The sequence below is a fragment of the Streptomyces sp. SP17BM10 genome (assembly GCF_036322405.1).
GTDB lineage: Bacteria > Actinomycetota > Actinomycetes > Streptomycetales > Streptomycetaceae > Kitasatospora.
Window position 1 is genome coordinate 66,310 of the sequence record NZ_JAQYXB010000479.1, and the last position, 25,551, is coordinate 91,860.

Annotated in this window: 17 protein-coding genes and 3 pseudogenes; 12 read left to right on the plus strand and 8 right to left on the minus strand. The window is 70.5% G+C overall.

The window, feature by feature from the left end; translation table 11 throughout:
* The first annotated feature begins 893 nt into the window (after window positions 1-893).
* The 4 genes from PUR71_RS07220 (at window position 894) to PUR71_RS07235 (ending at window position 5,007) form a co-directional block, all read left to right on the plus strand.
* A complete protein-coding gene (locus PUR71_RS07220; RefSeq protein ID WP_329925506.1) occupies window positions 894-1,937 on the plus strand; it encodes a bifunctional DNA primase/polymerase in 1,044 nt (347 codons plus the stop codon).
* Entirely contained in the window at window positions 1,934-3,529 is a 1,596-nt protein-coding gene (locus tag PUR71_RS07225) for a DNA primase family protein (protein WP_329925507.1), read from the plus strand. Before PUR71_RS07220 ends, PUR71_RS07225 begins: the two co-directional genes overlap by 4 nt.
* Window positions 3,526-3,930: a DUF6009 family protein gene (locus PUR71_RS07230; RefSeq protein ID WP_329925508.1), complete on the plus strand. Its 405-nt coding sequence runs from the start codon at window positions 3,526-3,528 to the stop codon at window positions 3,928-3,930. The genes PUR71_RS07225 and PUR71_RS07230 overlap by 4 nt, the downstream gene beginning before the upstream one ends.
* Window positions 3,931-4,611: 681 nt before the next feature.
* Window positions 4,612-5,007 carry a hypothetical protein gene (locus PUR71_RS07235; protein ID WP_329925509.1) on the plus strand — a complete coding sequence of 132 codons (396 nt, stop codon included), beginning with the start codon at window positions 4,612-4,614 and terminating at the stop codon, window positions 5,005-5,007.
* A 217-nt stretch (window positions 5,008-5,224) separates the two neighbouring features.
* Here PUR71_RS07235 and PUR71_RS41155 read toward each other — a convergent pair whose 3' ends face one another.
* On the minus strand, window positions 5,225-5,653 hold the full coding sequence (locus PUR71_RS41155; RefSeq protein ID WP_443077404.1) for a helicase associated domain-containing protein: 429 nt from the start codon (window positions 5,651-5,653) through the stop codon (window positions 5,225-5,227).
* Between the two features lie 43 nt (window positions 5,654-5,696).
* Complete coding sequence (locus PUR71_RS07240; protein WP_329925510.1) at window positions 5,697-6,179, minus strand: LppU/SCO3897 family protein; 483 nt, start codon at window positions 6,177-6,179, stop codon at window positions 5,697-5,699.
* 496 nt (window positions 6,180-6,675) lie between these two features.
* On the opposite strand from PUR71_RS07240, the gene PUR71_RS07245 reads away from it, so the two are divergent.
* Window positions 6,676-6,999, plus strand: coding sequence for a hypothetical protein (locus PUR71_RS07245; RefSeq protein ID WP_329925511.1), 324 nt, complete (start codon window positions 6,676-6,678; stop codon window positions 6,997-6,999).
* A gap of 1,153 nt (window positions 7,000-8,152) precedes the next feature.
* Here the strand turns inward: PUR71_RS07245 and PUR71_RS07250 are convergent.
* From PUR71_RS07250 to PUR71_RS07260, 3 genes are all read right to left on the minus strand, one after another.
* Complete coding sequence (locus PUR71_RS07250; protein ID WP_329925512.1) at window positions 8,153-9,289, minus strand: ParB/RepB/Spo0J family partition protein; 1,137 nt, start codon at window positions 9,287-9,289, stop codon at window positions 8,153-8,155.
* Window positions 9,286-10,485: a ParA family protein gene (locus tag PUR71_RS07255; RefSeq protein ID WP_329925513.1), complete on the minus strand. Its 1,200-nt coding sequence runs from the start codon at window positions 10,483-10,485 to the stop codon at window positions 9,286-9,288. The genes PUR71_RS07250 and PUR71_RS07255 overlap by 4 nt, the downstream gene beginning before the upstream one ends.
* A gap of 3,012 nt (window positions 10,486-13,497) precedes the next feature.
* Window positions 13,498-13,752, minus strand: a complete 255-nt coding sequence (locus tag PUR71_RS07260; RefSeq protein WP_329925514.1) for a hypothetical protein — start codon at window positions 13,750-13,752, stop codon at window positions 13,498-13,500.
* A 380-nt stretch (window positions 13,753-14,132) separates the two neighbouring features.
* On the opposite strand from PUR71_RS07260, the gene PUR71_RS07265 reads away from it, so the two are divergent.
* From PUR71_RS07265 to PUR71_RS07275, 3 genes and pseudogenes are all read left to right on the plus strand, one after another.
* Window positions 14,133-19,190: a hypothetical protein gene (locus PUR71_RS07265; RefSeq protein WP_329925515.1), complete on the plus strand. Its 5,058-nt coding sequence runs from the start codon at window positions 14,133-14,135 to the stop codon at window positions 19,188-19,190.
* Window positions 19,187-20,653 carry a hypothetical protein gene (locus PUR71_RS07270; RefSeq protein ID WP_329925516.1) on the plus strand — a complete coding sequence of 489 codons (1,467 nt, stop codon included), beginning with the start codon at window positions 19,187-19,189 and terminating at the stop codon, window positions 20,651-20,653. The genes PUR71_RS07265 and PUR71_RS07270 overlap by 4 nt, the downstream gene beginning before the upstream one ends.
* 230 nt (window positions 20,654-20,883) lie before the next feature.
* Window positions 20,884-21,230 (plus strand): annotated as a pseudogene (locus PUR71_RS07275) (helix-turn-helix domain-containing protein); the annotation flags it as partial.
* On the opposite strand, the pseudogene PUR71_RS07280 reads toward PUR71_RS07275, so the two are convergent.
* Window positions 21,230-21,884: pseudogene (locus PUR71_RS07280) on the minus strand (DDE-type integrase/transposase/recombinase); the annotation flags it as partial. The pseudogenes PUR71_RS07275 and PUR71_RS07280 sit on opposite strands and share 1 nt — an antisense overlap.
* A gap of 505 nt (window positions 21,885-22,389) precedes the next feature.
* Here PUR71_RS07280 and PUR71_RS07285 point away from each other — a divergent pair.
* The 3 genes from PUR71_RS07285 to PUR71_RS07295 all read left to right on the plus strand — a co-directional run bounded on the left by PUR71_RS07285 (window position 22,390) and on the right by PUR71_RS07295 (window position 24,092).
* Complete coding sequence (locus tag PUR71_RS07285; RefSeq protein WP_329925517.1) at window positions 22,390-22,908, plus strand: hypothetical protein; 519 nt, start codon at window positions 22,390-22,392, stop codon at window positions 22,906-22,908.
* A gap of 78 nt (window positions 22,909-22,986) precedes the next feature.
* The gene (locus tag PUR71_RS07290) at window positions 22,987-23,616 is read left to right on the plus strand and encodes a hypothetical protein (protein WP_329925518.1); all 630 of its coding nucleotides are present in this window, start codon (window positions 22,987-22,989) and stop codon (window positions 23,614-23,616) included.
* Window positions 23,617-23,837: 221 nt separating this feature from the next.
* The gene (locus PUR71_RS07295; RefSeq protein ID WP_329925519.1) at window positions 23,838-24,092 is read left to right on the plus strand and encodes a helix-turn-helix domain-containing protein; all 255 of its coding nucleotides are present in this window, start codon (window positions 23,838-23,840) and stop codon (window positions 24,090-24,092) included.
* A 67-nt stretch (window positions 24,093-24,159) separates the two neighbouring features.
* Here the strand turns inward: PUR71_RS07295 and PUR71_RS41160 are convergent.
* Together PUR71_RS41160 and PUR71_RS07300 are read right to left on the minus strand one after the other, a co-directional pair.
* Window positions 24,160-24,324, minus strand: a pseudogene (locus PUR71_RS41160) (helix-turn-helix domain-containing protein); the annotation flags it as partial.
* A gap of 163 nt (window positions 24,325-24,487) precedes the next feature.
* Window positions 24,488-24,802 (minus strand): ArsR/SmtB family transcription factor, encoded by a 315-nt coding sequence (locus PUR71_RS07300; protein WP_329925520.1) that lies wholly within the window; start codon window positions 24,800-24,802, stop codon window positions 24,488-24,490.
* A gap of 88 nt (window positions 24,803-24,890) precedes the next feature.
* Here PUR71_RS07300 and PUR71_RS07305 point away from each other — a divergent pair, with 88 nt between their 5' ends.
* Window positions 24,891-25,241: a VOC family protein gene (locus PUR71_RS07305; protein WP_329925521.1), complete on the plus strand. Its 351-nt coding sequence runs from the start codon at window positions 24,891-24,893 to the stop codon at window positions 25,239-25,241.
* Window positions 25,242-25,551: the final 310 nt, after the last annotated feature.

Below are 25,551 nucleotides of genomic sequence, written 5' to 3' on the forward strand. Positions count from 1 at the left end.
CACACGATCAAGATCGCGTCACTATCGTGCGACTACTCGTTATTAGAGGCGGTCTGCGGCGAAAACGGGATGCCTGGAGCTGAAGGCTCGCCGTCCCTTGAAGTAGCGGACCTTGAGGGCGCTGGCCAGCAGCGTCCCAGGGGCAAAAGCGACGGCCACTGTAGGGCCGGGCCTTTGGCGGCTGTTGAGCACAACGGACCCTGGAAGTTCGGTCGCTTCGGTCGCTGTCTGACATCTTCACACGCCATCCAAAGCATCCTCACGCGGCGCGCGACCGGAGCTACTGAAGCGACTCAGCGACTGAGGTCGGGACGCTCGAGGGAGCCGCAGCCGGCGCGACACGCCGGAAGAGGATCCGCGGAGAGACTGAGTCGCTTCAGTAGCTGAGCTTCGGTCGCTGGATAAAAGACCAGGTCAGAGCCCATGTAGCCCCTGGATCAGCGACCGAAGCGACTCAAGGTCAGGTATATGACGACATTCCCGCGTGCGTGCGTGTGCGTGTGTGCGTTATAGACCCGAGCTTCAGTCGCTTCAGTCGCTGTGTTCTTTGGAAAGTGGCTCTGACCTGCGAAAATGCTCAGCACCCAAAACCAGCGACTGAACTGTTCGGTCGCTGCCCCCGGCTTTGGTCGCTGGGGGGTGCCAGCGACTCCAGCCGATCCCGGCCGCTGCGTGCTCGCTCGGCTAGTCTGTGTGAGCTATCTTCTGAACTTCGGTCGCTTCAGTCGCTGATCGGGCACTCACCGGCACTCTGACCTGGCTGTTTGCCCCAAGCGACGCAGCGAGCGACCCAAGTTTTTGAGCAGCTACCGATCGTGGGGAAAGGGACCAGCGTGACGGCGCCGAAGGCCGTGGGGAGCGACCGAACGGTCCGCCAGCCAGACTCGCTGGCTGTGGCCCGCTGGTGTGCCGCCCAGGGCTGGCCCGTCCACCCGCTGACCCCGGGGCGCAAGACGCCGCCCGCTAACTGTGCCCCCTGCCAGGACTCCCCCCACTCCCCCACGGACTGTGCCTGCCCTGCGGCCGGTCGCTGGTGCCACGGCTTCCACGCCGCCACCCTCGACCAGGACGTCATCACCGCCTGGTGGCACGCCAACCCCGACTTCGGGGCCGGTGTCGCCTGCGGCCCGGCAGGCCTGGTCGTTATCGACGTGGACAGCCACACCAGCGCCGTCCCGGCCCGTGACCGGATCCTGCCCGGCATCCCGATCCACGAAGGTGTCAGCCTCGATGGCCTGGAGAACGGCTACCACACGCTCGCCCTGTTGGCGGCTCTCCGCGGTGCCCCGGACCCGGCCGCTGATGCCAACACCCTGCGCGTGCGGACCCCCTCCGGCGGCCTGCACATCTGGTACCAGGACCACACCCACCGTCAGTTCGCCTGTTCCACCGGCTCTTCTAGCGGTAGAGCCCTTGCCTGGCAGGTCGACGTCCGCGCGCACGGCGGTTACATCGTCGCCCCCGGCACGGTCACAGCTGCCGGCACGTACGAGGTCCTCCCAGGGGCCAGAACGCCCGCTCCGCTGCCTCAGTGGCTCAGTGAGGAGCTCACTCGCACCGGACATCTCAAGTGCCCTCCTAGGCCCCTCCAGGCCCTTCAGACGGCCATCCCTGCCCGTGGCCGACAGGCCGTCGTGGCATCAGGAGGCGGGAAGCGAGGAGTCGAGCGCATCCTCGACACCGTCCTCCAGGACGTGACCGACTGCGCCAGCACCCCGGAGGGAGCCGCCTTCACCACCAAGCTCAACCGTGCCGCCTTCACCGCAGGAGGCCTCGTCTCGGCTGGCCACCTCAACCACGACACCGCTGAGCAGCTCCTTCTGGACGCCGCCCGCACGGCCCGTCCCGCTCAGTACAGGCACAGCTCCGCCGTCATCCGCTCAGGCCTTGCCGCGGGCATCCGGCAGCCCCTGCACGTCAGGGAGGCGCGCGGATGAACGACAGCACCGGCAAGAGGACGGTCTTCGATCCCGTGGTCGCAGCCCAGCAGATCCTGGAGTACCCCCCGGTCCCCAGCCCCTCCCCGCCGCCCAGGCCCGGCACGGTCGTCCAGGAGAGCCTCCTCGACGCCGCGCCCGCCAGTGTGTTCCAGCCAGCCCTGAAGGCGGCTGTACAGGCCACCGGCAGCCCCGAGGCGACCCCGCTCGGCCTTCTGCCTGACTCCCTCTCCGACCGCGGCAACGCCAAGCTCTTCGTCCACCTCTACGGACGCGACTACCGCCACGTACCCGGCATCGGTTGGTACCGCTGGGCCACCCACCGCTGGCAGCTCGACGAGGACGACACCGTCGTGTGGGCCGCCGGTGAGATGGCCGAGAACATCGCCACCCACGACCCCCGCGGCCTCTATACCAACACCGACCTTCGCCGACACCGCCGGCGAGCCCTGTCCACCTCGGGCATGAACGCCATGCTCGCCCAGGCCAAGTCCGCCCCCGGAATGGTCCTTAACGCTGCTCTCCTGGACGCCGACGCCTACGCCCTGTGCACCCCAGGTGGGGTCGTCGACCTGCGGACCGGTGCGGTCGTTGCGCCTGACCCCAAGGTCCATCACCACTCCCGATCCACCACTTTGGCCCCCGCCCGCATGCCCACCCCACGCTGGGACCGCTTTCTCACCGACACCTTCGGCGACGACAAGGAAGGGCGCCAGACCCGCGACTTCCTGCACTTGCTGCTCGGCTACTCGATCAGCGGCGACGTCGGCGCCCAGGTCATGCCTTTCCTCTACGGCCAGGGCAAGAACGGTAAGTCCGTCCTCCTGGACGTCATGATCCAGCTCCTCGGCGACTACGCGGACGCGGCTCCGCCCGGCTTCCTCATGGCCAAGACCTTCGACGGTCACCCCACCGACCTCGCCGAACTCCACGGCCGCCGCATCATCGTCTGCTCCGAGCTCAAGCCTGGCGATCGCTTCGACGAGGCCCGGGTCAAGCTCCTCACCGGCGGCGACAAGATCAAGGCCCGTCGGATGCGCCAGGACTTCTTCTCCTTCGAGCCGACCCACAAGCTCTGGCTGCTCGGCAACCACCGTCCCGAGGTGGGCACCGGCGGATTTGCCTTCTGGCGCCGCATGCGGCTGATTCCGTTCGAACGGGTCGTCCCCGAGGAACGCAAGATCGACAACCTGGCCCACGTCCTGGTCGCCGAGGAGGGCCCGGGCATCCTCGCCTGGCTGATCGACGGCGCCCGCCGCTACTTTGCCGGCGAGAAGGACCTAGCCGGTCCCCAGCGCGTCCAGACCGCCACCACTGCCTACGCCGAGACCGAGGACCACGTCGGCCGCTTCCTCAAGGAGTCTTGCGCCACCGGTGAGGGCATGCGCGCCGAGCAGTCCCAGCTCTTCGGCGCCTACACCCGCTGGTGCGGCTTCGAAGGCGCCAATCCCGTATCCGGCCGTGCGTTCGCCGCACGAGTTCGGGAGACACTGGGTATGACCTCTCCCAAGGAGATGGTCCTGTCCAACAGCCGCAAGTACTACCCGGGCATTGGCCTGATCACCGACGAAACAGAGGAGCAGAACGCGTGAGCGCGCTGATCGACCCGGCCGAGCTCGCCCACGAAACCGACCTCGTCTGGCTTGAAGACACCGCCTGCCTCGACTACGTCCGCCAGTCGCTTGACCGGCTCACCACCCGCCGCGGCCGCCCCGCTTACCACCGCGACGGCCGCATGGTTGGCTACGCGACTCTCGGCCCCGACGCCAAGTCCTCCCGCGCCTCCGGTACCTTCCGCCGACGCGTCTTCTGGCTTCTGCCCCACGATCGCGACCAGGATCCCGAAGGCCTCTATTCCACCGGTGCCCCCTCCGAGGCTGTCGACCCACGCACCGTCGCCCCGGGTGTCAAGGGCTACAAGACCGAGCGCTCCGAGGGCGGCCCAGCCTCGCCGGCCATGCTCGAGCTGGGGATAACGCTCCCGAAGGCTTGACCGGTCCGGGGGGGGTGACGTGCCAGCGATTTCGGCGGCATCGTGGCCGGGCGTGCCCGGTGATTCGACGTCGGTGGTTCCAGCAGCGCCCGTTCCGGAGGGAAGCTGCCCGTAATGGCCTGATGCATTTGCTCGCGTGCGAGGACTCAGCGGCACCGTCGGCTCGGGAACAGCGCGGTGAGCGCCGCGCAAGAGTTGCTTCAAGGCCGCCAAGTCCAGAGCACCGAGCGTGAGGCTCGCCTGGCGGTCTTCCGCTGGGCCCACCGCTACAACACCGTCCGACACCACAGCCGCCCGCCCGGTGCAGGTCCCGCTTCGGCAGGAGCGGCTCGCTCACCTGTCGACGTGACCGCGAAGATCACTGTCCAAGCCTCACGCCGGGCAGTTGATCAATTACCCAACACTTTCTGAGGCTCTGCGGACGTCCGGCAGGGCATCGCCGTCAGCTCAGTGTGGGTCGCGCGCAAGTCTCGGGTCCACGACATGTCCGCCGCGGGCGCACGTACCGGGTTGTTAACCTGCGCGGATGGGACTGGACATCACCGTGGTCATGGCCGACTGGAACCGGCTGGCCCGGATACCAGCGCAAGAGCGCCTGGACGTGCTGGACGACACCGCGTTCCCGTCCCCTGGAGCGATGCGGACCCGCCCGCCCTCGCCGTCGCTGAGCCCCACGGCTGGGTGTGGCCGTCGGAGTCGGCGTGGTGCGCCCGCTACCAGTACGGGACCACCGGCTCCTACAGCTTTCACTGGCGCCTGGCCGCCGCCTGGAAAGACATCAGGCAATCAGCGGCTCCCGACCTACGGGCGGCCCTCGACCACTTCCTTGGCGCCCTCGTCCCCGAGGCACCAGATGTCGGCCCCGCACCGGCCGCCGGCTTCCCTGACGACCCCTCACCCTGGCGCCCGCAGGTGCTCCTGCTCTGCGCCCCGGACGAGATTCCCGGCCTTGCCCGCGCCTGGGAGACGGCCGCACCACGGCTGGAGGAACTCCGCGCGCCCTTCGACGCCGAGTGCGCTGGCTGGGCCGGCCGGCCCTCCACCTTCGACGACGCCGCCGCGCTCCTGCACGAGTAGGGCGACGTCGTCGCCGGAGCTAAGGTGCGCGGCTGGGGCCTCATCGGCCTCCGGTAAGGACAGCCGCTGCACCGTTCCGCCCGCAGTCTCGAAGCTTTGCAGGGCGTTGCAGTGCTGCCCGTGGTGGAGATCCGGGAGCGCAGCTGGCCGTTTGCGGTCCAGGCGTAGAGGCGAGACAGAGCCGGCCGCGCAGGGTGTCCTGACCAGGTAACGGGCATCAGGATTGTCCGTTCGCCGCCCTGGGGGCTTCTCGGTGGGACGGCCGTGCGGCCTCTTGCGGACCGTCCACTCCATGCCGATGACCGGCAGCGCCGAATCCGTTCGTCCGGCAAGCTGCCCTCACGGTACTCCTTGCGCCGCGCCGTGAACCACGCGCTCCGCAGGTGCCCACGCTCGGCCTGTACGCGCGGGCGGCGGCTAGGTCACCGGAGAAGCGGGCGTCGTAGACGTCCCGAATCACGCCCAGCTTTTCCAACTCGGTGACGTGCTGCTCGCGCAGCCACCCCTTCGTGTAGTACTTGCGCTGCTGTCCGATCCATGCGCCGAGCTTGTCCCCGTCCTCGGTGACGTATTTCGTGAGGGCCTGCAAAGGGCCGTGGTCGGCGCGATCTGCGGGCAGCAGCCACGCCGTCCCACCAACGCGCACCGTGGCCGGCCGCGCTTGAAGGCGGCCGGGGGCGAGCTGTGGTTCAGCGAAGGGAATGCAGGCAGAGGGTGTACGGGTCCGGGCCCTCTTGCGTGTAGTAGGCGTCGGCGTCGTCGTACGTGCGGCAGGCGGCCTCGCCGTCGCTGGTGCCGTTCTCCCGCGCGATGACCCTGGCCTCGGCCTTCGGGTCGGAGCAGCCCACGACCACCACGTCCGCGTGGGAGTCGGTCGTGCCGGTGGATACGTGTCGGTTGTACACGCAGTCACCGGTGGAGGCGTAGGAGGGGGAACTCCCGGCCTGGTAGAAGATGAATCCGGCCACGAGCACCGGCACCAGGAGCCCGAGGGCCGCTGCCCGCTGGAACAGGGGCTTGCCCGGGTCCGCTGGCTGTCCGGGAGCGCCGGGGACGGGCACGCCCAGCTTGTTGACCTTGGCCCGGTGGGGCAAGTTGACCAGCATCGTGATCGGGTTGATCAGCATGGACGCGATGCCCCACCAGCCCTGCCAGGCGCTGTCCGCGGTCATCTTTCGGTGCACAGCGATGCCGCAGGAACGGCAGAACGGGCCCTGCAGCTTCAGGAACCGCATGATCACCAGGAACCCCTGATGCCCCCGGAAAGTCGCCTCGACGGCGGGCACCGAGCCGCAGAACCGGCACGACGGGCCGTAATACGGCTGCCCCGCCGGTGCGGGGGCGGTCACGGGGTGGGCGGGCGGTGGCGTAGACAAGAGTCCCCCGAGAAATGAAAACGTGTGCGAATGCAGGCCCGCACGCTATCGGTGCGGACAACACGATTGAAAGCGATTTGCCGGACCCGTCATCAGCTGACGGAGCCGCAGGTCCGAGCGGGCGCGTCATGACGGCGTGCCGTCGGCCGGACCGCGGCGCACCAGGGCACGGACCACACCCGGCCGGGCTCAAAAGGGTGGGTCGTCGGTGCACCCGCCGTCGTCCTCGGCGGCCCGGCCGCGCTGCCAAAACCCGTCCCAGAACCGCCGGTCCTCCTCCCACTGTCCCTGGATGCCCGGGGATGACGGCGATCACCTCGTCGCAGTGGCCTTGCTGGATGAGCAGCGTGGCGAGGTCGGTCGCGACCTGACGGCCTGGGATCTTCCGAAGGACGGTGATGGCATCGTCGAGGCGGCCGTCCTGGGCGAGCAGCCTCGCGACGGTGATGTCCCGGTCGTCGACCTCGTCGGCGGGCAGCGCCTCGATCTCGCCGATGGTCTCCTGACATCGCCCGCCCTTTGCGGCCGTGGTGCTCGCCCGGCGCTGACTGGAACGCGGGAGGACGAGGTCAGCAGCGGCGGACAGCGGGGGGCGATGAGATCACGCCCAGGATGACAGCGGCGGTGCGACGAGTGCCGGGTCGGCGGTTTCCGGGCCCTCACCTGATCGATCGGCAACGGCCTGCATGATCAAAATCCCTGTGGGCCTCGCTGGCGGCCTGCCAGTGGGTCGAGAAGCCCGGCATACCGGCCACCTCCTGCGAGGCGCCAGAAGGGCCCGTTCCGGGGGCCAATTTCTTGTCGCGTCCAGGACACATTTGCCTCAGGTGGCCGATTCCGCCGCCGCATGAGAGCTTCGTCGGGACGCTCGCTGACGCTGGCGTACCCGGAGCGTGTTGCGACAGGCGCATACGCCGGACGGTGCTCAGCGCCAGGTACAGGGACAGCGGGGCGGTGCTGTCGGTGGACGGCCTCTCGAGGTCAGCTGTCTTCCTCCCAGTGCGCGAAGCAGAACCGGGCGGCGCTGACGCTGGCGTCGCCGGCTCTCTCCGCGCGCACCCACAGGTTGAGCCCCTTCGATCCCGAGTCTCCGGCGCAAGTGAAGCGGAGGTCGGGTCCGTGGTCCTCGAGGTACCGGATCAGGTCGGTCTCGGCGCTGGACGGGGCCCTGCCGATCAGAGGGATGCCGTCAAGCAGCACCTGGGGCCCGGTCCGTCCATGGACGGTGACCGCGGCCAGCTCGGGACCGTTGGCCTTGTGCCAGTCGTGCGCGGTGACTCCAGCTCGGGCGAAGCGTTCCTCGTTGACGCGCCACTCCTCGGGGTCCCCGTCCCGTTCCCAGGGGGTGCCCTTCGGGAACGGGTGATGTCCCCGGCGATGGCCGGGGTCTCGCCCTGCAGGGCGTCCGCGACCTGCTGCGGGCTCATCCCGAACCGCAGCGGCCCCACCCCCGCCAACGGATCACCCACTGTGCCCGCTCCCCCGGCTCCCGGCTCCACCAGGTCATCCCCCCACAATCCGTCCGGGCAGAACCCGGTCCGACGTGCCAATGATCTTGCCGGTCACTCTAGACACGCCGTGTGACAAGGCTGCCGTCACTGTGCCTGCACCGCCGGGCATGCCGGCACGGGGCTCTGATCTTGGTGGCCCAGCCCGGCCGGCAGCACCCGGGCCGTGGTGGCAATGACGAAGCCCACAGCGCCAGGCACGACAGAAGCCCGGCACCCACCAATGAGGGCAGGTACCGGGCTCCTGCCCGAGCGTGAACCTCAGTGGCCCCTTGCGCTGCTCTGTTCGATCTCCTCGACCTTGCTGAGCACGGTCTGGGCGACAACGCGCGCTTCGTCCGGCGTCAGGAATCTGCAAATCCATCCGGCGACACCGTTCAGGTCCTGCCAATTGGGGAGACCGAGCCCGCCTCCCGTTCCTCCCTCGGGCCGGGCCTCACGCTGGTCCGGGACAGCGGGCGCATAAACGGCGTTTACGTCGCGCTCCCGTTCCTGGCCGCCGTCGGAAGTCGCGGTCTCCGCACCGGCAGCGTAAACGGCGTTTACATCGCCGGCGGCCCGCGGCGACGGCGACGCCTCGGCCCGGGCATCGGACGCGGCTCCCGGTCGCGCCGGAGCCGCACGCTTGGCCTTGGCTTCGGCCTTCACCGCCTGCTTGTGGGCCGCGGCCTTCTTCGCCGCCTCCGCCCGCTCCAGCTGGCCGCTGGCCGTGAGCTTTCCTGCACGCGCCGCCGCACCGATCTTGCGGGCCTCCTCGATCGCCAACTCCCCCGCGCTCGCCTGCTCCTGCAGCTCGGGCGTCAGGTGAAGCAGCGCCAGCCGCTGGCCGACCCAGGCCGCAGACTTGCCAAGCTTGCGCGCCACCGCGGCCTGATTTCCGCCGTACACGTCGGTCACCAGCTGCTCGATCGCCTGCGCCTCCTCGAACGGCGCCACGTCCTCCCGGTGGATGTTGGCGACCAGCGCCGCCTCCACCAGGTCAGACGCACTGGCCGCGAGGTCGTCGTTCAGGTCGACACGCAGCACCTCCAGCCCGGCCCGCTGCGCAGCCCTCAAACGGCGATTGCCATCCAGCGCGACGAAGTCGGCGTCGCCGATCGCCCCGGCCTGCTCCGGATGCGCATCGAGGAAGGCTCCCCGGCTGACCACGGTCACCGGGACGATCTGGCCGCGGCTCATGCTCTCGGCCAGCTCGTCGATCGTCTCGTCGTTGATTGTCTTACGCGGGTTGAGCGGGTTGAAGACGACCGAGGCCACGGGGGCGACCGAGGACCGGCGGACCCGCCCCGTCGCGTCCAGGGCCTCGCTGCGCGCGACGACCTCGTCCTGGCGGCGCTCGCCCTGCGCCAGCGAGCCGAACGAGCCTCCGCCACCGGCGAGCTTCTTGGCGATGCTCATCCGAGCCTCCTGCGGATCTCGCGCATGCGCTGCGCCTGGACGGACGTGGGTGCGTACATCAGCAGCGGCTGCTTGAGGTGCACGGCCTCGCGCTGCTCTTTGAGGTCGGGGACGACGGCGACGACGGGCGGTGTGCCGAGCGAGCGCCACTCCTCGAGGGAGTGGGTGGCCACGTAGCCCTTGCGCTTGTCGTACTTGTTGACGACAAGTCCGAGGCGGTCGATGTCGACCTCGTAGTCCAGGCTGACGGTGCGGATCTGGCTGTCGAGCATGGCGTAGGCGTCGGCCGAGGAGTCCTCGGCCTCGACGGGGATGATTACGCCGGATGCTCCGGCGGGTTCGTTCTTGCGGCGATGGGCGTAGTAGAGGCCGGCATCCATCGCGAGGCCGAGGTTGGGGGGCGCGTCGACGACGATGACGTCGAAGTGCTGCTCGAGCGGGGCGAGTGCGCGCTGGAGGCTGGTCTCACGGGGACCGCGGACCGAGCCGAGCCGCGAGTCGAGCAGGAAGGCGTCGAAGCTGGAAGGCAACAGGCTCAGCCGGCCCTGGAAGAGCTCCGGCGCGATCGGGACGACCTGGTCGAGAAGACTCCCGGTGGTCCTCTCCCGTTCGACCATGTGCGTCACCAGGCTCTCGGTACCGGGGGCGATCTGCTTGGCGCCGAGCTGAGAGGTGAGGTGACCCTGCGGGTCGTAGTCGACGAGGAGGGTGCGCAGTCCGGCGAGTTCGGGCAGGCCGGAGGCGCCGGTGGTGCGGGGAAGGCCCAGCGCTATGGCCTGGCCGACGCCGGCGGCGACGGTGGTCTTGCCGACTCCGCCCTTCTGGTTGCACACGACGAAGCGACGCGTGTACTGCGGGATCGTCAGGTCGGTGAGCGGGACACCGTGTGAGTCGATCCAGACACGGATCGCCTGGGCGAGGCCCTGGACGAAGGAGATGTCGCGGTCTGCGCAGTCGGCCTTGAACGCGTCGGGGAGGCCGGTGGGAAGCCAGGTGTTCCAGCTCTCGGCGCCGGCGGTATCGACCACGGGGTTGTCGTCGGCCGGGCGGGCGCGCCACTGCTCGATGGCGTCGGTGACGGCGACCTGCATGTCGATGCCGAGCTGGGCCGCCCGGGTCTTGAGTTCTTGACGAAGCGAGGGCGGCAGCTTGGATGCCACCTTTTCCCTGCCGCCACCAGAGTATGGAGATGCCATGGCGTCACCTTAGTTGCTAGTGGCTGATTTGGTGACACCAGGGCCGGTGTGTCATCCACAACCTGATCCCACTGCACGTAAACGGCGTTTATGTCGAGGCGCGTGGGAGCGGCGCGCGAGCGTGGCGAGCTGACACGCCGCCCGTCGCCGTCACGACGGAGGACGATGCTCCGGGTATCCGAACGTGGAGTTGACCTGCCGATTGCCGCCAGGCACCGACCGTGCACGGCCGTCCCGGGGCAGGTCCACGTAAACGGCGTTTATGCCCCAGCGATCAACGATGGCCGAGCAGACGCGGGCTCAGCCGCTCCGGAAGCCGCCAGGCACCAGGCGGTGACCGATCCCGTCACGGCTGGAGAAGTCCGGGCCGCCACCGCCGTGACCAGCGCCCAGTGCCCCGACGCCATGCGCCGGCTCGGCCCCGGGCCCAGAGAGCCGGGCGTGATGCCCAGCGGCGGCCGATGTTGGCGAAGCGGTCGGCGCGGAGCGGGTGGCGCGCAGCGTCAGGCCGCCAAGGTCAGCCGCATCCGGCGGGCCAAGGGGCAGGTTCAAGAGTCGGTTTCCCCGCTGAACTGAACCGCCTCAGCGGTGCGGGCCGCAGTGTGGACTTGACGGCCTCTACATGGCGCGGGAGCGGTGGTCAACGACTTCGGGATCCGGTGAACGTGAACGCCGTTTATGTACAGGTCGCGCGGACAGGACAGCCAGATCCCAGAGGAGGTACAAGCGGTGGCCAACCGCGGGGTATCCGCCTTGTGGCGCGAGAGGCGCCAGTCGCCACCCCCGGGTGTCGGTCAGCGCCCAGCGAAAGCGGCGCACCCGAAACGCAGAAGGACAACTAGTCTGAGGCGCGGGACTGCCGTTCTGGGGCGTTGGCACGGTGGAACCCGTGCCGTACGAGTCGCTGAGCCGGCAGAGGCGGCACGGCCTGAGACGCGCGCACGCATCCCGCCTTCCGAGCACGGAGTCGGCCGCTTATGCCCGAGGGCGGGCGGGAGGAGCATGCCTAGACGGGGTCTCATTGAAGGTTCCGCTTCTCCTGGGAAGCGACTCCCAGAGGTCCAGCCAGTCGTGGATCAGGAAGAGCGGCTGGGTCAGGTGGGTGTCGCCGACGCGTCGGGAACGGAACGCGAAGCCGTGGTCGGAGAGGGACGGGGCGCGGCCGTGCTGTGCCTCAACGGGTGTGTATAGACGAGCCCAATTCCGGCGGGACGGTACGCAACCGATCAATAGGGGTTCCGCCGAGCCGGACTCAGGGGTCCGGTGAGCGCATCCAGGGTGACGCAGGCGAGGAGGCCGCCGGCTCGTTCTGACCCTGGTCGTCCCGGAGTCGGCGATGCGAGGCCGACGCCGACGGTCGCCGTGGATGTACGCCGTGCGGAGTCTCGCCGAGGGCTACTGCGGTTTCGTGGGCTAGGAGGGAAAGGTCTACTCATCGCGATCGCTGACGAATCGCCACAGGCCGCGGCAGCCGGCGGATCCAAGGAGGCGCCCTTCGGCCGCTCCCCTCCCACGCCAGCATCCGATGCAGGCTCTCGTACGGCCTATCCCCCAGGCCGTGATCATCGTCGCAGGGAAGCCGGTCTCTCTCCGCCTCCGCGACGACCGCCCTGGGAACGTAAACGCCGTTTATGCCGCGGGATGACCGGCAACCGTGGGCTCCGACATCGGACCCGCGCAACCGTGCCGTCTCAGGAAAAGCGGAAGGTCCGCTGCTCGCTGCGTCAACCGCCGCCGGCCGCGATGGCGGCGTAGCCGGAGGAGACCGACGTGGTTCCGTCGGCACGCATCGCATTCACGAGCAGCACGCAGCGTTGTGATACCGGCGCAATCGGGGGCCACGGATCGCGGGCAACCTGACCAGAGTGTCCCTGAATGCGCCGTCGTGAGGTTCCAGGGGGTGCCGGGGGCGCTGGGCAGGGGGTAGTCGTCGCGCAGGACGTCGTGGAGGAGCATCCCGAAGACGGGTCTCTGCGGGATCTCGCTGGGTGGGTGAGGTAGAACCGGGCGCCGCTGTCCAGGGGGACCACGGCCGACTCATCGCCGGGCGGGCGCCACGACGCGCCGGTGAGGAGGTGGCGGGGGACGAGGAAGATGCTGGGGTGGGGGAGGGCTGGCGGGATCCGGGACCGGCCAGCCCTACGGAGAGTGGACCGGGCCCGGCGGGCTCGTACAGGTCGATGGCGTGGCCGAACTGCTCGGCGACGGGCCAGCGCGGAGGATCACGGGGCGCGCCGACCTCTGCACCTCCCACCATGGCCAGCGCGAAGGACTCCAGGCCCTGGTGGGGGAGTACCCGGGGGTCCACGGTCCGCGGTCATCCGCGGTGCATAAACGGCGTTTACGTTCCCGGGGCGGACATTGAGGCGCCGGCCACGACGGAGGCGGAGAGAGACCGGATTTTCGAAGACAAGGATGGCCTGGGGGAGGGGCCGGACGAGAGCCTGCAGCCGATGTCGGGCCTGCGCAGATCCGGACGCGGTTGGCCCGGTCATCGTCCTGGACGACCAGCTAAAGGTGGAGGAGGAGCTTTCAGCGCCTCTGGTGGGGGCGGTTGTACTCGTCCTCGTCGGGACGGCGGACGTCGGGGCGGGGGCGTGGCCCGCGGAGCCCGGGACCGACCAGGCCCACGGATAGGGGATTCGGGCCCGGTTGGCAGGTACCGGCCGACGGCGTGGCCAAGCAGTTCGGCGACGGGGCCGGCGGGAAGGGTCACGGGTCGGTTGCCGGTGGCCGCCACGAGGTGGGCCAGCGCCACGCCGATTGCGGCTTCCCAGCGCCGGCTCCACGACCCGCCAGGTTCGACGGGTGGGACCCGGTGCTCGGCATGGTCCAGCCCGGCTGCGAGGTCCATCGGCGCCCCTGCCTCTATCCAGGGTCGTGGTTCCCGGGCCGAGAGGGGGGCGGAATCTGTATGAGGGCTGAAAAGCGTGCGTAGGCTGATGGCCGGGCCCTTCACGTCGACGAGCGTGAAGGGCCCGGCCATTGGTCGTCGTGGCAGGACCTACCGGGTCACACGGGCGGCGTGAGCTGGCACACGACGACAAGCTCCAGACGCGGGACGACGTAGTAGGCGAGCAGGCCGCCGGCAACGTCGAGGTAGCGCATCGGCTCGCCGCTGCCCTGGTAGGAGGCGCCGTCCAGGTAGAGCACCCCAGCAGCGCGGACGAGTTCGGCGGCCCGTTGCTCGACGACGGCAAGGAAGTCGGCCGGGGCGCTGACGGTGACGTGCTGCTCGCTGGGGACGTATTCCCAGCTCCAGGTCACGCGTTCACCGCCGCGTAGGCGGCTCGGTAGAGCTCGGCGACGGTGGTGGCGTGCTCGTGACACTCGGCCACGGTCGCGGCGTGGTTGGCGAGGATCTACGTTCGCGGAAGTTCGGCACGTCGCCGGCGGGGAGCTGCTAGCGTGCGCGAATCGTCAAAAGGTGCACGTCCGCAGGTACAACTTGGCGATACTGGGGCGATTTTGTTGGCATGTCAGGTGCGGGCCGCCAGCGCGTGGGGTGTGACGAAGGGGTGCGTGTGGAGACCGCAGGGGATCTCGCTGGCGATGTGGCAGCGCTACGGCGGACGGCAGCCGACACTGCGGCCGCACTGCGGGCGGCGGCTGAGAGGGTTGAGTCCGGTCGGCCCGTCCGGGTCGATGTGGCGCATGCTCTCGCCTCGCACAACGAGGCCCTGGGCGTGCTGGTGGGCCGGCTCGCCGAGATCGTCGGACATGCGGCTGCGGGGTCCGAGGACTGGACGTTCGAGGACTTCGACCGCGAGGTGGCCATAGTCGAGTCGGCCCAGCGGGAGGCCGAGCTGCGCAAGCAGCGGCTCGCGGACCTGAGCGGACGCGTCGCGAAGTACGACGCGCTGCTGGCGGACGAGGACGACGAGGAGGCCAGAGCGGCCCTCGTGATGGTCCGCGACAACTATCTCGAGCAGCTGGCGGCGCTGGGCGTCGTGCCGGCACAGGCCGCTCCCCCGAACGCCCCTGCTCACCACCCAGCGTCCTCGAAAGACATGGCGGATGTGGCGGACTCGGCGGGCGTGGGAGTGGTGGAGGAGCTGTCCGGGCTCGCCCCCCAGGCGGAGGTGCCGTGCGGCGAGAGGCTGGCGGTCAGCGACGGGACGCAGAGCGCACCGGCCGCTGAGAGCGCCGACGGGCCGGTGGACGAAGCGCCCTCTGCTGGCGACGACGCGCGTGCCGCGGCCGGCGCTGCGGACGCTGGTGCAGCTTCGGAACCCGCAACCGACACTCTGCCCAGCGGGGAGGCCGCCCCGCAGACCGGGGCGGTCGACGGCGCCGCGGCGGACGGGGCGTTCGGGCCCGCCGAGAGCGGAGCGGCGACCCAGCAGCCCGAGCGGGACATCGCCCGTCCGGTGGTCCTGCCGTGGTCCGGCAGCGGCGGTGGGGCGGGTCCGGTGGCCGACCTGATCTCCCAGCGGCGCCTGGCCGAGGCGTACTGGTTCACGCGAGGGTCTGACGAGTCGGATCTGCGTGCCGAGACGATGGCGTTCGTGGAGGCGGCGTTCGCGTGCGCCAGCGAGCCGTCCGGCACCGCAGTGCTGTCCGCTTTCAACCGCACCGCGGCCGAGTTCCGCGACGACCGGGGCGCGCAGATCGCTGCCCTGGTCGCGTCCCTGCGGGCCGGGCTCGCGGCGGGCTGGCCCAACGACATCCTCAACCAGCCCGACTACGCCGCAGGCATGCCGGAGGACTGGACCGCGTTCGTCGACGCCGCGGTGAACACCGTGCGGCACTGCCAGCGGGTCAGCCCGGCCCCGGGCTGGCTCGTCCACACCAGCCCCGGGGTGACGCGGGAGCAGATTGGCGACCTGGCCCGCGAGCTGCTGGCCGACCTTCCCCGGCGCCGGACCAGCTACGAGCGGGCCACCCAGGTGCTGGCCCGTCTCGCGGCCGCCGACCAGCCGCTGGGCCGCACCCTGCAGGTGATCGCGGACTGGGCGGATGGAGCAGCCGCCGCTGGCGCCCTCGAGGACGCCGCCGCCGCGGTCCCCTGGCTGGAGCCGGACCGGCTGATCATCGACGCCGACCTGCTGGTGCGCAACCCTAGGCAGGCCCGCGAGCCCATCGAGGCCAAGGCGCGCCGGTCGCTGCTGCGGGCGATCACCAGCGTCAGCGACCTTCTCGACCAGGCACGCAACATCGCGGCGTCCCAGGCCGGCACGCGGCTCGACGTCGCGGCGACCCTGCGCTCGGCGCTCGCGGCCGCTTCGGCCGCCCAGCCACTGCCCGGTGTGGAGGGCACCCTGTTGGAACTGCTGTGCCAGTGGCTCCGCGGCGACGCCCCCGTCCGCGAGCACCAGTTCACCGCCCGGGCGGACGGCCTGCCCGAGGATCTCGGCGACTACCGGCCCGACAGCCGGCCCCTGCTCGCCCTGACCGGCCTGCCGCGCCACCCGGACGGCAGCCCCGACCCCGACGCGCCCGGATTCGCCGCCGCGCTGCTCCCGCTGCTCGACGACGTCGACGCGCACGTCACCGCCCTGGCCCACTGCGCCCTCGGCGACGTCCACCTCGCCGAGGCCCTGGCCGCAGCCGTCGCGCAGGGCGCCGTTCCCGCGGTGCCCTCCGACACGCTGCCCGCGCACGACCTCGCCGCGGCGATCGACACCGCCCATGGCGAGTGGAGCGCGCGCCTGCGCGCCGACCACGCCGCCGCGTCCGGGCTGCTGGCCGAGCTGCGCATCCAGCGGACCCTGGACCCCGCCACCGAGCGCGAGCTCACCGGCGAACTCGCCCGCCTGGAGCAGCCCCGTCCGGCCGGGGCGTACCGGCCGGCGATCGAGGACATCGGCGCCCTGACCGAGCGGATGCACACCGCGGTGCGCGCCTACGCGGTCAAGCTCCACGAGGAGTTCGCCGCTCTCGACCTTGACGAGGCGACGCGCGCGGAGGTGGACAAGCTCCTGGAGCTGCACGACACCGCCACCGCCGAGGAGTACCTGGCGCTGATCAAGCACGGTGAGCCGCTGCCCGACTGGGGCACCGTGGACTGGGGGGCGGACCTGGCCGCGTTCTCCACCGGCCTGGGCCTCGACCCCAAGGACGGCCGTCTCCAGCAGGGCTACAGCGCCCGTCCCTGGGCGCGGCACTACGCGGGCGGGAGCGAGCTGACGGAGGGCGTGCAGCCCGCGCTGGAGGCGTGGGAGGCGCTGTGCGACTCTTCAACCCGCAACCAGGAGTGGCAGCGGCACCTGCCGCGGGTGCTGCGGCTGCTCGGCCTGGAGGCGGAGCCCTCCCGACTCGCCCACGCCGACGGCGCCCTGGGTCAGATCCGCGCCACCCTGCGCGCCGCCGGGGTCACCGAGTCCCGCCCCGGCTACGTCGCCTCCCTCGGCTCGCGCGCCCAGGGCCGCTACAACGTCGTCATCGTCTCCGACCGGCAGGTCGGGCGCACCGTCCTGGACCTGCTCGACGACAACGACAGCACCGCCACGATCATCCTGTACCTGTACCCCATGGACCTGGCCGCGCGGCGCGCCCTGGTCGCCCGGGCCCGCACCGGCATGCGCCAGGCCCTGGTCGTCGATCCCGCCGTCATCGGCTGGATCGCCGCCCGCTACCCGCGCAGTTTCCGCGCCACCCAGCGCGTCACCCTGCCCTGGAGCGCGTTCAACACCTACACGCCGTTCGTCGCCGGCCTGGTGCCGCCCGAGGTGTTCTACGGCCGGCGCGAGGAGATGACCCAGGTCGTCGACCCGCTGGGCGGGCTGTTCCTCTACGGCGGCCGCCAACTGGGCAAGTCCGCTCTGCTGCGCCGCGTCGAGGCGACCTACCCCACCGAGCGCCACAAGGCCGTCTACCTCGACCTCAATGCCTACGGCGTCGGCCAGGCCGAGCCCGCCGAGCGCCTGTGGCCGGTGTTGGCCGCAGAACTGCGCCGCGTCGGCGTGCTGCCGGACAGGGCCAAGCGTCCCGACGACGCGCCAGATGTGGTCGTCGGCCACATCGAGCGCTGGCTCGCCGGCGACCCGGAGCGCCGGCTGCTGGTCCTGCTTGACGAGTCCGACGCGTTCCTCACCGCCGACTCGCGTTCCGTGAACGGCCTCGGCGGCGAGGGCACCTTCCCCAACGTGCTGCGCCTCAAGCGGCTCATGGAGAGTACGGAGCGCCGCTTCAAGGTCGTCTTCGCCGGCCTGCACCAGGTCCAGCGCTTCAGCCACCTGTCCAACGTGCCGCTCGTCCACGGCGGCCCCGACGTCCTCGTCGGCCCGCTCAGCCCGGCCGAGGCGCAGCGCCTGGTGGTCGAGCCGATGGCCGCACTCGGGTTCGTCTTCGAGCGCCCGGAGCTGGTGTGGAGGGTGCTGGCCGCGACGAACTTCCTCGCGTCGCTGGTGCAGATCTTCTGCGAGCAGCTCGTCTCCGCGCTCCGCTCCGCTCCGGTGGAGGACACCACCTGGCCGATCGTGGTGACCGAGGCGGACCTGCGCAGCGTCAGCGCCTCCGCGCACGTGCGGGCCCAGATCGCGGACCGCATGCGGATCACGATCAACCTGGAGGACCGCTACCGGGTCCTGGCGCTCGTGATCGCCCTGCGCAGCCTCGAGGACGGCTACCGTAACAGCTACGGCCCCGCCGAGCTGCTCCAGGAGGCGCGCGAGCGCTGGCCCGAGGGCTTCCGCGAGCTGACGGCCAGCCAGATGCAGATCTACCTGCAGGAGATGGTCGGCCTGGGTCTGCTGGTGCGCCAGCCCGGCGACGACCCGTCGTACGCAGTGCGCAGCCCCAACGTGGTCAGCATGCTCGGGACCCCGGAGGCGCTGGAACTGGAGCTGACGGAGACCGAATTCCGTCTCCCCTACGAGTACAACCCCAGGTTCTCGCGCCGCATGGTCGGCGAGGGCCGGTCCGCCATCCAGCGCTACAGCCCGCTGACGGAGGAGCAGCTGTCCGCCGTCACCGGGCCCGGGGTGAGCGCCGTGTCCGTGAGCGACATCTTCGAACCCGCCCTTGTGGTGAGCGCGGTGGAGGCCTATGCGGCGGCGCGGAACACGGTCGTGGTCCGTGCGAGCGGCGCGAACCACGCGAAGCTCCTCGCCGCGCCGCAGCAGGACGACCAGCTGCTCCTGGTGGACCTGCGGGGCCGGGACCAGGACGAGCTGAGCGCGGCGCTAGAGCTCCTGGGCGCCGCAGGCGGTACGCAAGGGCCCGGCGCCGGCGCCCGCCGCGCCGTCGTGCTGGTCCACCCGGACGCCGCACTGGGCCGCAACGACGTTATCGGCAACGCGATCCGGCCGCAGCGCTGGAGCGCCGACAGCCTGCGCGCCTGGCCGGAGTGCCCGTTCGACACCCCCCAGCAGCGCCGGCAGCTCGTCGAGGCCACCGGTGGGTGGCCCAGCCTCGTCGAGATGACCGTCCACCAGGTCACCCGCACCGGCACCCCGCTGGAAACCGCCCTGGAGAAGGTCCGGGCGCTGACGGAAAGCCTCGAGTGGAGCCGCGGCCACCTGCGGCGCATCGGCCTCGACGCGGACCTCGCCCGGCTCCTGACCGGCTGGACCCAGCTCCTCGACGAGCCCGAGCCCGACACCCCCGCCCGGATCGCCAGCATCATCGGCGTGCCCGAATCCCGAATCCTCGACCTCGTCGCCCGCTTGACCGGCCTCGGCGTCCTCGACGAGCACCCCCAGGGCATCGCCCTCGACCCCGTCACCTTCCGCGCACTGGCCACCCTCACGGACGGCGCGTGACCACCAGCCGCCCCCACGCCACCGCACCCGCCACCCACGACCTGACCGCACTGCCGGGCGTGCGCCACCTGGCCCGGCGCATCGCCGAGGACCTCGCCGCCGGCCACTCCTGCCTGCTCATCCTCCCCACCTGTGCCAGCGCCACCGGCGACGACCTGCTGCGCGCCGCCCTCAGCGACCACACCCCCCACAAGCGCATCCCTGCCCCCGGCGCCCTGCCAGCACCCGATCCCGCGCACCCGAACGACGAGCCCGTCGCGCCCCTGTGGTCCGGTCAGCCGCCGCAGCTCGACCTCGACGACACCTTCCTCCTCGACGCCATGACCGCCGCCTTCGGCGACGCCGCCGCCTTATCCCCCGCACCCGCCCCACCCCGGCCCCGCCACGCGCCCGACCGCATCAAAAGCCTCGAAGCCCGACTCGAGAGCCTCCTGCCCCCACGCCCCGCCGACAGCGACCCCACCGACGACGTCTACCGGCGCCTAAGCGCCCACCACGCCGACGGCTGTACCTATGTCCTCCACGCCGCCAGCGACGACGACCCCGACGACCTCGCCCGGTTGCTGCAGCGCCTGCCCGCCACCGCTAAAGCACTCGGTCTGGCACCCGAGCAGCGCCCCAAACTCCTCGTCGTCGCCACCACCGACCGCCTGCCCGCCACCGCCCCCGACGACCTCGCCCGCACAGACGTGGCCGTCCACTGGTGGTGGGGAGCACTCGGCCGCGTCGACACCGCCTCCGTCACCGCCGTCAACCGGCCCCTGCCCGCCCGCACCGTCACCCACAGCGACACCGGCCGCACCCGCATCGGCGAAGCCCTCACCCAGGCCACCATCGTGGAAGTCTGCGGCCCCTACCTCGATCTCGCCGCAGCCCTCGCCGCCCGCTGGGACGGGCAACCCGAAACCCTCCGCGCCACCCTCACCGCCCTGTGCTCACCAGGCCCCCTCGTACTGCCCGCACAACGCACCCCCGCCCGCCGAACCGGCGCGCACGCCCACCAACCCCCCGACGCCCTGCGTCTGCGCTGGAACAACGGCACCATCGACGCCTGGGAAGGCCAACTGCGCACCCACCCCGCCGAACTGTGCACCCCAGGCGGCGACACCGAACTGAACAGGCTCCTGTGGGTGGCACAGAGCCGCACCCTCCTGCCGCTCATCGACGACGCCCGCGACGCCCTGGTCACCCAGGTCCTGCCCACCGCGAGCTGCACCCCCCAGCAACTGCTCAGCATGTACGCCACCGACCGGACCGTTGGCGGATCCGCCCCCCTCGACGCCCGGCTTCAGGCCCTCGAACTCGGCGCCCTGTACTCGGCGAAGACAAACGCTCACCTCGCCTTTACCCCGCCGCAGACCTCCACCCTGCTCACCCTGCGTGAAGCCAGGAACGAGCTCTCCCACCGCCGCCACCTCTCCGGAAAAGCACTCACGCACCTGATCACCAAACTCAGCCCGTGACCCACACCGCCACAGCCGGTCGACCGGGCAGAGGCGGCGCTCGCAGGGACGGCCGGCTTCAGGAGCAGGACTCGAGCGGCGGGGTCGTTTCCGCTGACGGCGGGCCCGCGCGGACCCGCGCCCTAGGTGTATTGACCACGAGCGTTGTTGACGGCCGTAGGGCTTGATCATGGCGAAGACCTCCGGTGTGGTGGAGGTGTCTAGGCTCCACACCACACACGGAGGTCTTCGTGTCACACCGTAATGCCCGGCTGACCGTGCACGGTAGGCGGCTGCTGGTCGAGCGGGTCCGGTCCGGCCGGCCGGTGGCTCATGTGGCCGCCGAGATGGGCATCTCCCGGGCCACCGCCCACAAGTGGGTCCGCCGGTGGCGCCAGGAGGGCGAGGCGGGCCTGCACGACCGCTCCAGCCGACCGCACTCGACACCGCACCGCACACGGCCTCGACCGAGAGTGCGATCTGCGGGCTGCGGCGCGAGCGCAAGCTCGGCCCCGCCCGGATCGGCCCGATCCTCGGACTGGCACCCTCAACCGTCCACCGGGTCCTGACCCGCCACGGCCTGAGCCGCCTCGCGTACTCCGGGTCACGGGGCCGGCAGAGGTGCACCCGGGTGGCGAGCAGGCCGGCGAACGCGGCGAACTCGCTGGTCAGCCTGCCCTTGCCGACGCCGGTTTCGTTGTCCCAGACCAGCGTCTTGGGGACAGCTCCCCAATTGGAGAGCAGGCGCCAGTGTCCGTCGATGAGATCACCGGTGCTCCGCGAGGGCAGCATCCGGGCGGTGATCACGCGCGAGTAGCCGGAGACGATCACGAGCACCGGTGGGCGGCCCGACTGGCCGTAACCGAGCGGGATGTCGACCGGTGGGAACCACAGGTCGCACTGGGCGAGCTCACCGGGCTGGTAGACGGTCCGCGAGACCGGGTCGACCGGCAGGTAGGCGGGACGCAGTTCGCGCACGCGCTCCTTGAGGATGGTCATCCCGCGCTCCCAGCCGATGCGCTCGGCGATCACGGTGGCGGGCATCGTGGGGGTCTGCTTGAGCAACTGCGGGTTCCACGGCGTCCACCGCCGAGCCCTTCAGCGGCCGCTGGTAGACCGGCGGCCGGTCGGTGGGCAGGGCCCGTTTCACCGTGTTCTTCGAGATACCCAGGTGCCGGGCGATCCCCCGGATCGGCATGTGCTCCGCCCGGTGCAGCCGGCGGATCTCAGCCCAGTCCTCCACGGAAATCACCCTCTCCTCCTGACCCTCAATGAAGATCAGGATGATCAGACGATCGCGAGGTGGGTCACCGTTGATCCGCCGTTCAGCGGTCAGTTTTCACCCGTCGCCGAGAGGGCCACCAGCGCCCGCCACGCCCCGACCAGGCACCCGTCCGGGCCCGGCCCTGCGCGGTGCCGGGTTCCTCGCCGAAGCCGGTTTCGGTCACAGTGACGCGCCGCCCGCGCCTGCTGGCAGCGCCGGGAGCCGCTGGGGGACGCTCGCGATGTAGGTCTCGCGTACCACGACGTCCCCTGGTGCGGGCCGCCGTTTTCTCGCCTGTGCCTGGGTCGATTGTGCCCGCCCGGAGGGTTCACGGTCACCGGCATCCCCCGTGACTGAAACGGAGGGCGGAACGCTACTTGGCATGTCAATCTCAGAAGCTCCTCAAGTTTTGCCCTCGGAGCATCCCCGGCTGCCTAGGGTCCTATGTGTCCGCCCCAACCAGGGGCGGAAATCGGGAGGGGAAATTTTGATGATGAAGAAGGCTGTTGCCGGCGTGTTCGCGGGTGCGGTCCTGGCCGGGGTCGTGGGGGCTGCTCCGGCGAGCGCGACCGGGGTGGACCCGGGCCAGAGCAGTGTTTACTGCGAGCCGGTGACGAACCGCTACTACGAGCAGACCGGCTGGGACTGGAGCACCCACGACAGCGGCACCGTGTCGAACAACTCAGGCGCCTCGATCAGCCGTGCCATCGCCAGGACCAACACCGGCACGCTGAGCGCCACCGTCAGCGCCGAGGTTTCGGTGAGCGGAAACGTCCTGGTGACCGAGATCCAGGCCACGCTCGGCCTATCCGTGACCGCGTCGGCGACGGTCTCGAGTACGGATACGTTCACGGTGAACGTTCCGGCATGGACGACCGTCCGCTACAACGACGGCATCATCAACCGCCGGTTCGGCGTCCGCATCGTCCACACCTACAGCAACTGTCAGACCAGCACGTCCTGGGGCACTGCCACCGCACCGGAGCGCTACTCCGAGGTCTACAACGCCTGATGACCCCGTGTGCGGGGTGCGGCCGCATTCGGGCCGTACCAACCACCACCGATGCCCGAACCCGTCACGGGGAGACCGATGAACCACCGCACCGCACCGGCCGCACTCGTCACCCTGGCAGCCCTCACCGTCCTCGTCGCGTGCGACAACGACGACCCCGCCGGCGGGGCAAAGCCCGCCACCACCCAGGCCATCGCGTGCTCGGCCGAGTACCACGCACCGGACGGAGACCTGCTCCACCCCGAGAGCGTCTGGTCCACGGCCCCGTACACGCGCTCCGAGGCCTCCCTCACCCTGTCTGCGGGCTGCCCGCAGGCCCCTGCCGCGCCCTCGACCTCATGCGACCCGGCACAGTTCCCGTGGAGCGCATCCGACGACCTGAACGCCGCACGTGTGCGCGCGGCCGGTGTGGACACCTGGATCAAGTCGACCATCACCGGAGGTGGTGCCGGCCAGGGCCTCACCCAGCAGATCCTCAAACTCCGCCTGGCCGACGCCACCACGGCGGTCAACCGTTTCCGCGACCACCTGTTGCAATGCGGCGCGAGCACCGTCGTGGAGACCAACGGGAACCCCCAGGTCCTCCTTCTCGAAGAGGCAGCCAAGCCGAGGCTTCTCGTCGACCTCGCCAACGACCGGATCACCGCGCTGACCCCGACTGGCGACGGATGGACCAAGCAGCAACTGCTCCAGATCACCCAGCGCTGAAACCCGGCCACGGCGCCATCGCCCGGGGCGCGATACCCCGGGCGACCCGACCAGCAGCCGGGCTCGCCGGGCCGGATCACGCTGCGCGTCGGCCCGCACCTGTAGGCCCGGGGACGAAGACCGGACGATGCCAGTCAGGCCGTCGGTGCCTCGGAGCCGTCCGGGCGGGCGGCCTGCTTGAGCTTCATCCCGACCTTGTGCCGGTTGCCCGCCGTCGCCCAGTGCTCGTCGGCGTACAGCTCGGCGCTGACCTCGGCGTCTCCCAGCGCACCGTGCAGCGCTGGCTCAAGGGCCAGGCAGCCCCCAAACCCGCCGCCGCCAAAGCCATCGAGACCAAGGTCCGGCATAAGTGGCAGCCCAAGGTCAAGGAGCGCGTCCGCAAGGCCGCCGAACAGAACGGCTTCACCCTCCACCTGTCCGCCACCTTCGGCTACACCGCCGCCGGCGGCTCCACCGACGACCCGCGCCCGGCATGATCAGCCATATGATGCCCGGCAACGTCGCCCGCCGCCTCTACGACGCCCGCGACGCCGGAGCCAGCCAGGCCGACCAGGAACAGATGTAAGCCGACTTCGGACTCACCCGCAGACGCCGGGCCACCTCCGGCGGCTTGACCTCCTGCTCGAACAGCTCGGCCGCCTGCATCCGCACCGTCTCCCGGCGCAGCCGTCCCGCGGCGGTCAGACCGCCCCCATCCGCATATCTCACACACCATCGGACACAGCCACCACAACGGGCCCGTCAGGCGATTCTGGACGGTTCACCCTGACGTGCCGAAGTCAGTAAAGAGGGGCTACGTCTTTCACGGCGCGGTCACCCTCGCCGCGATCCGCCTCTGGCTCCGCTCCTGATCAACTCTCGTCCATGAGGGTCACGCTGTCGCGTGGGCGGGTTCGTCCAGCACGGCGTCGAGCAGGCGGGGGAAGCGGGTGTCGAGTTCGTCGCGGCGCAGCGTGACCAGCCGGGTCTTGCCGCTCGTGCGGACGGAGATGACGCCGGCCTCGCGCAGGATGCGCCAGTGGTTCGACAGGGTCGAGCGGGGCACGGCGATGCCCTCCGGGCTGCACGTGGACTCGCCGTCCGCGGCCAGGCGCCTCAGTAGTTCCAGTCGCACGGGGTCGCCGAGGGCGTGCAGCACGGTCGCCATCTCGACGTCGTCGAGCTGGGGCTGGGGCAGCGGGCGCATGCGTTTCCTCCTCCTGGGGATCTCGGCCTATGATGCCCCACAGTTCGACAGTTCGAGAAAGTCGAATTGATCTTTGAGGGGTGGAACGATGAAGACACTGGCCACGCTGGCCCGGCTTTATGTGGACGACATGGACCGGGCGCTGCCCGCCCTGCGCGAACTGACGGGCGAGGACACCCGCATGCGGTTCCCGTACAGCGGCGTCGAGGTGGCAGGCATCGGGGGCTTCCTCGTCGTCGCCGGCACCGATGAGGCCCTCGCGCCGTTCCGAGACGTGCAGAGCACCGTGCTCGTCGACAACCTCGACGGCCTGCAGGAACTCGTCGATACCCACGGAGGCGAAATCCTCTCCGGCCCCAACCAGGTGCCGACCGGACGCAACGCCATCGTGCGTCACCCTGGTGGAGTCACCTTCGAGTACGTCGAACACGCCGCATGACCGCAGCTTTCCGCCGGCCGCGACGACCGCCTTCACGCCTGCGGGAGCGACCCATCGGAGGGGCCCGGGTCGACGGTGACAGCAACGGCCCGGGCGTCCGGCACCGGCGCCTCCAAGCGGGACGGCTGGAAGACGGCGGGCATCAGCGGGCGAGCCAGTGCCGCGATGTCCTCGAGTGGCCGCGCATCGACGCCCGGCAGCACGCGCGCGATCCTCCAGGTGCCCGAATTCCCGGTGGACAGCAGTTACTGCCACGGCCGGGTCGCCAAGGCCGGCATGCCGCCGGCGACCGCGCCGCAGGCCTGGACTA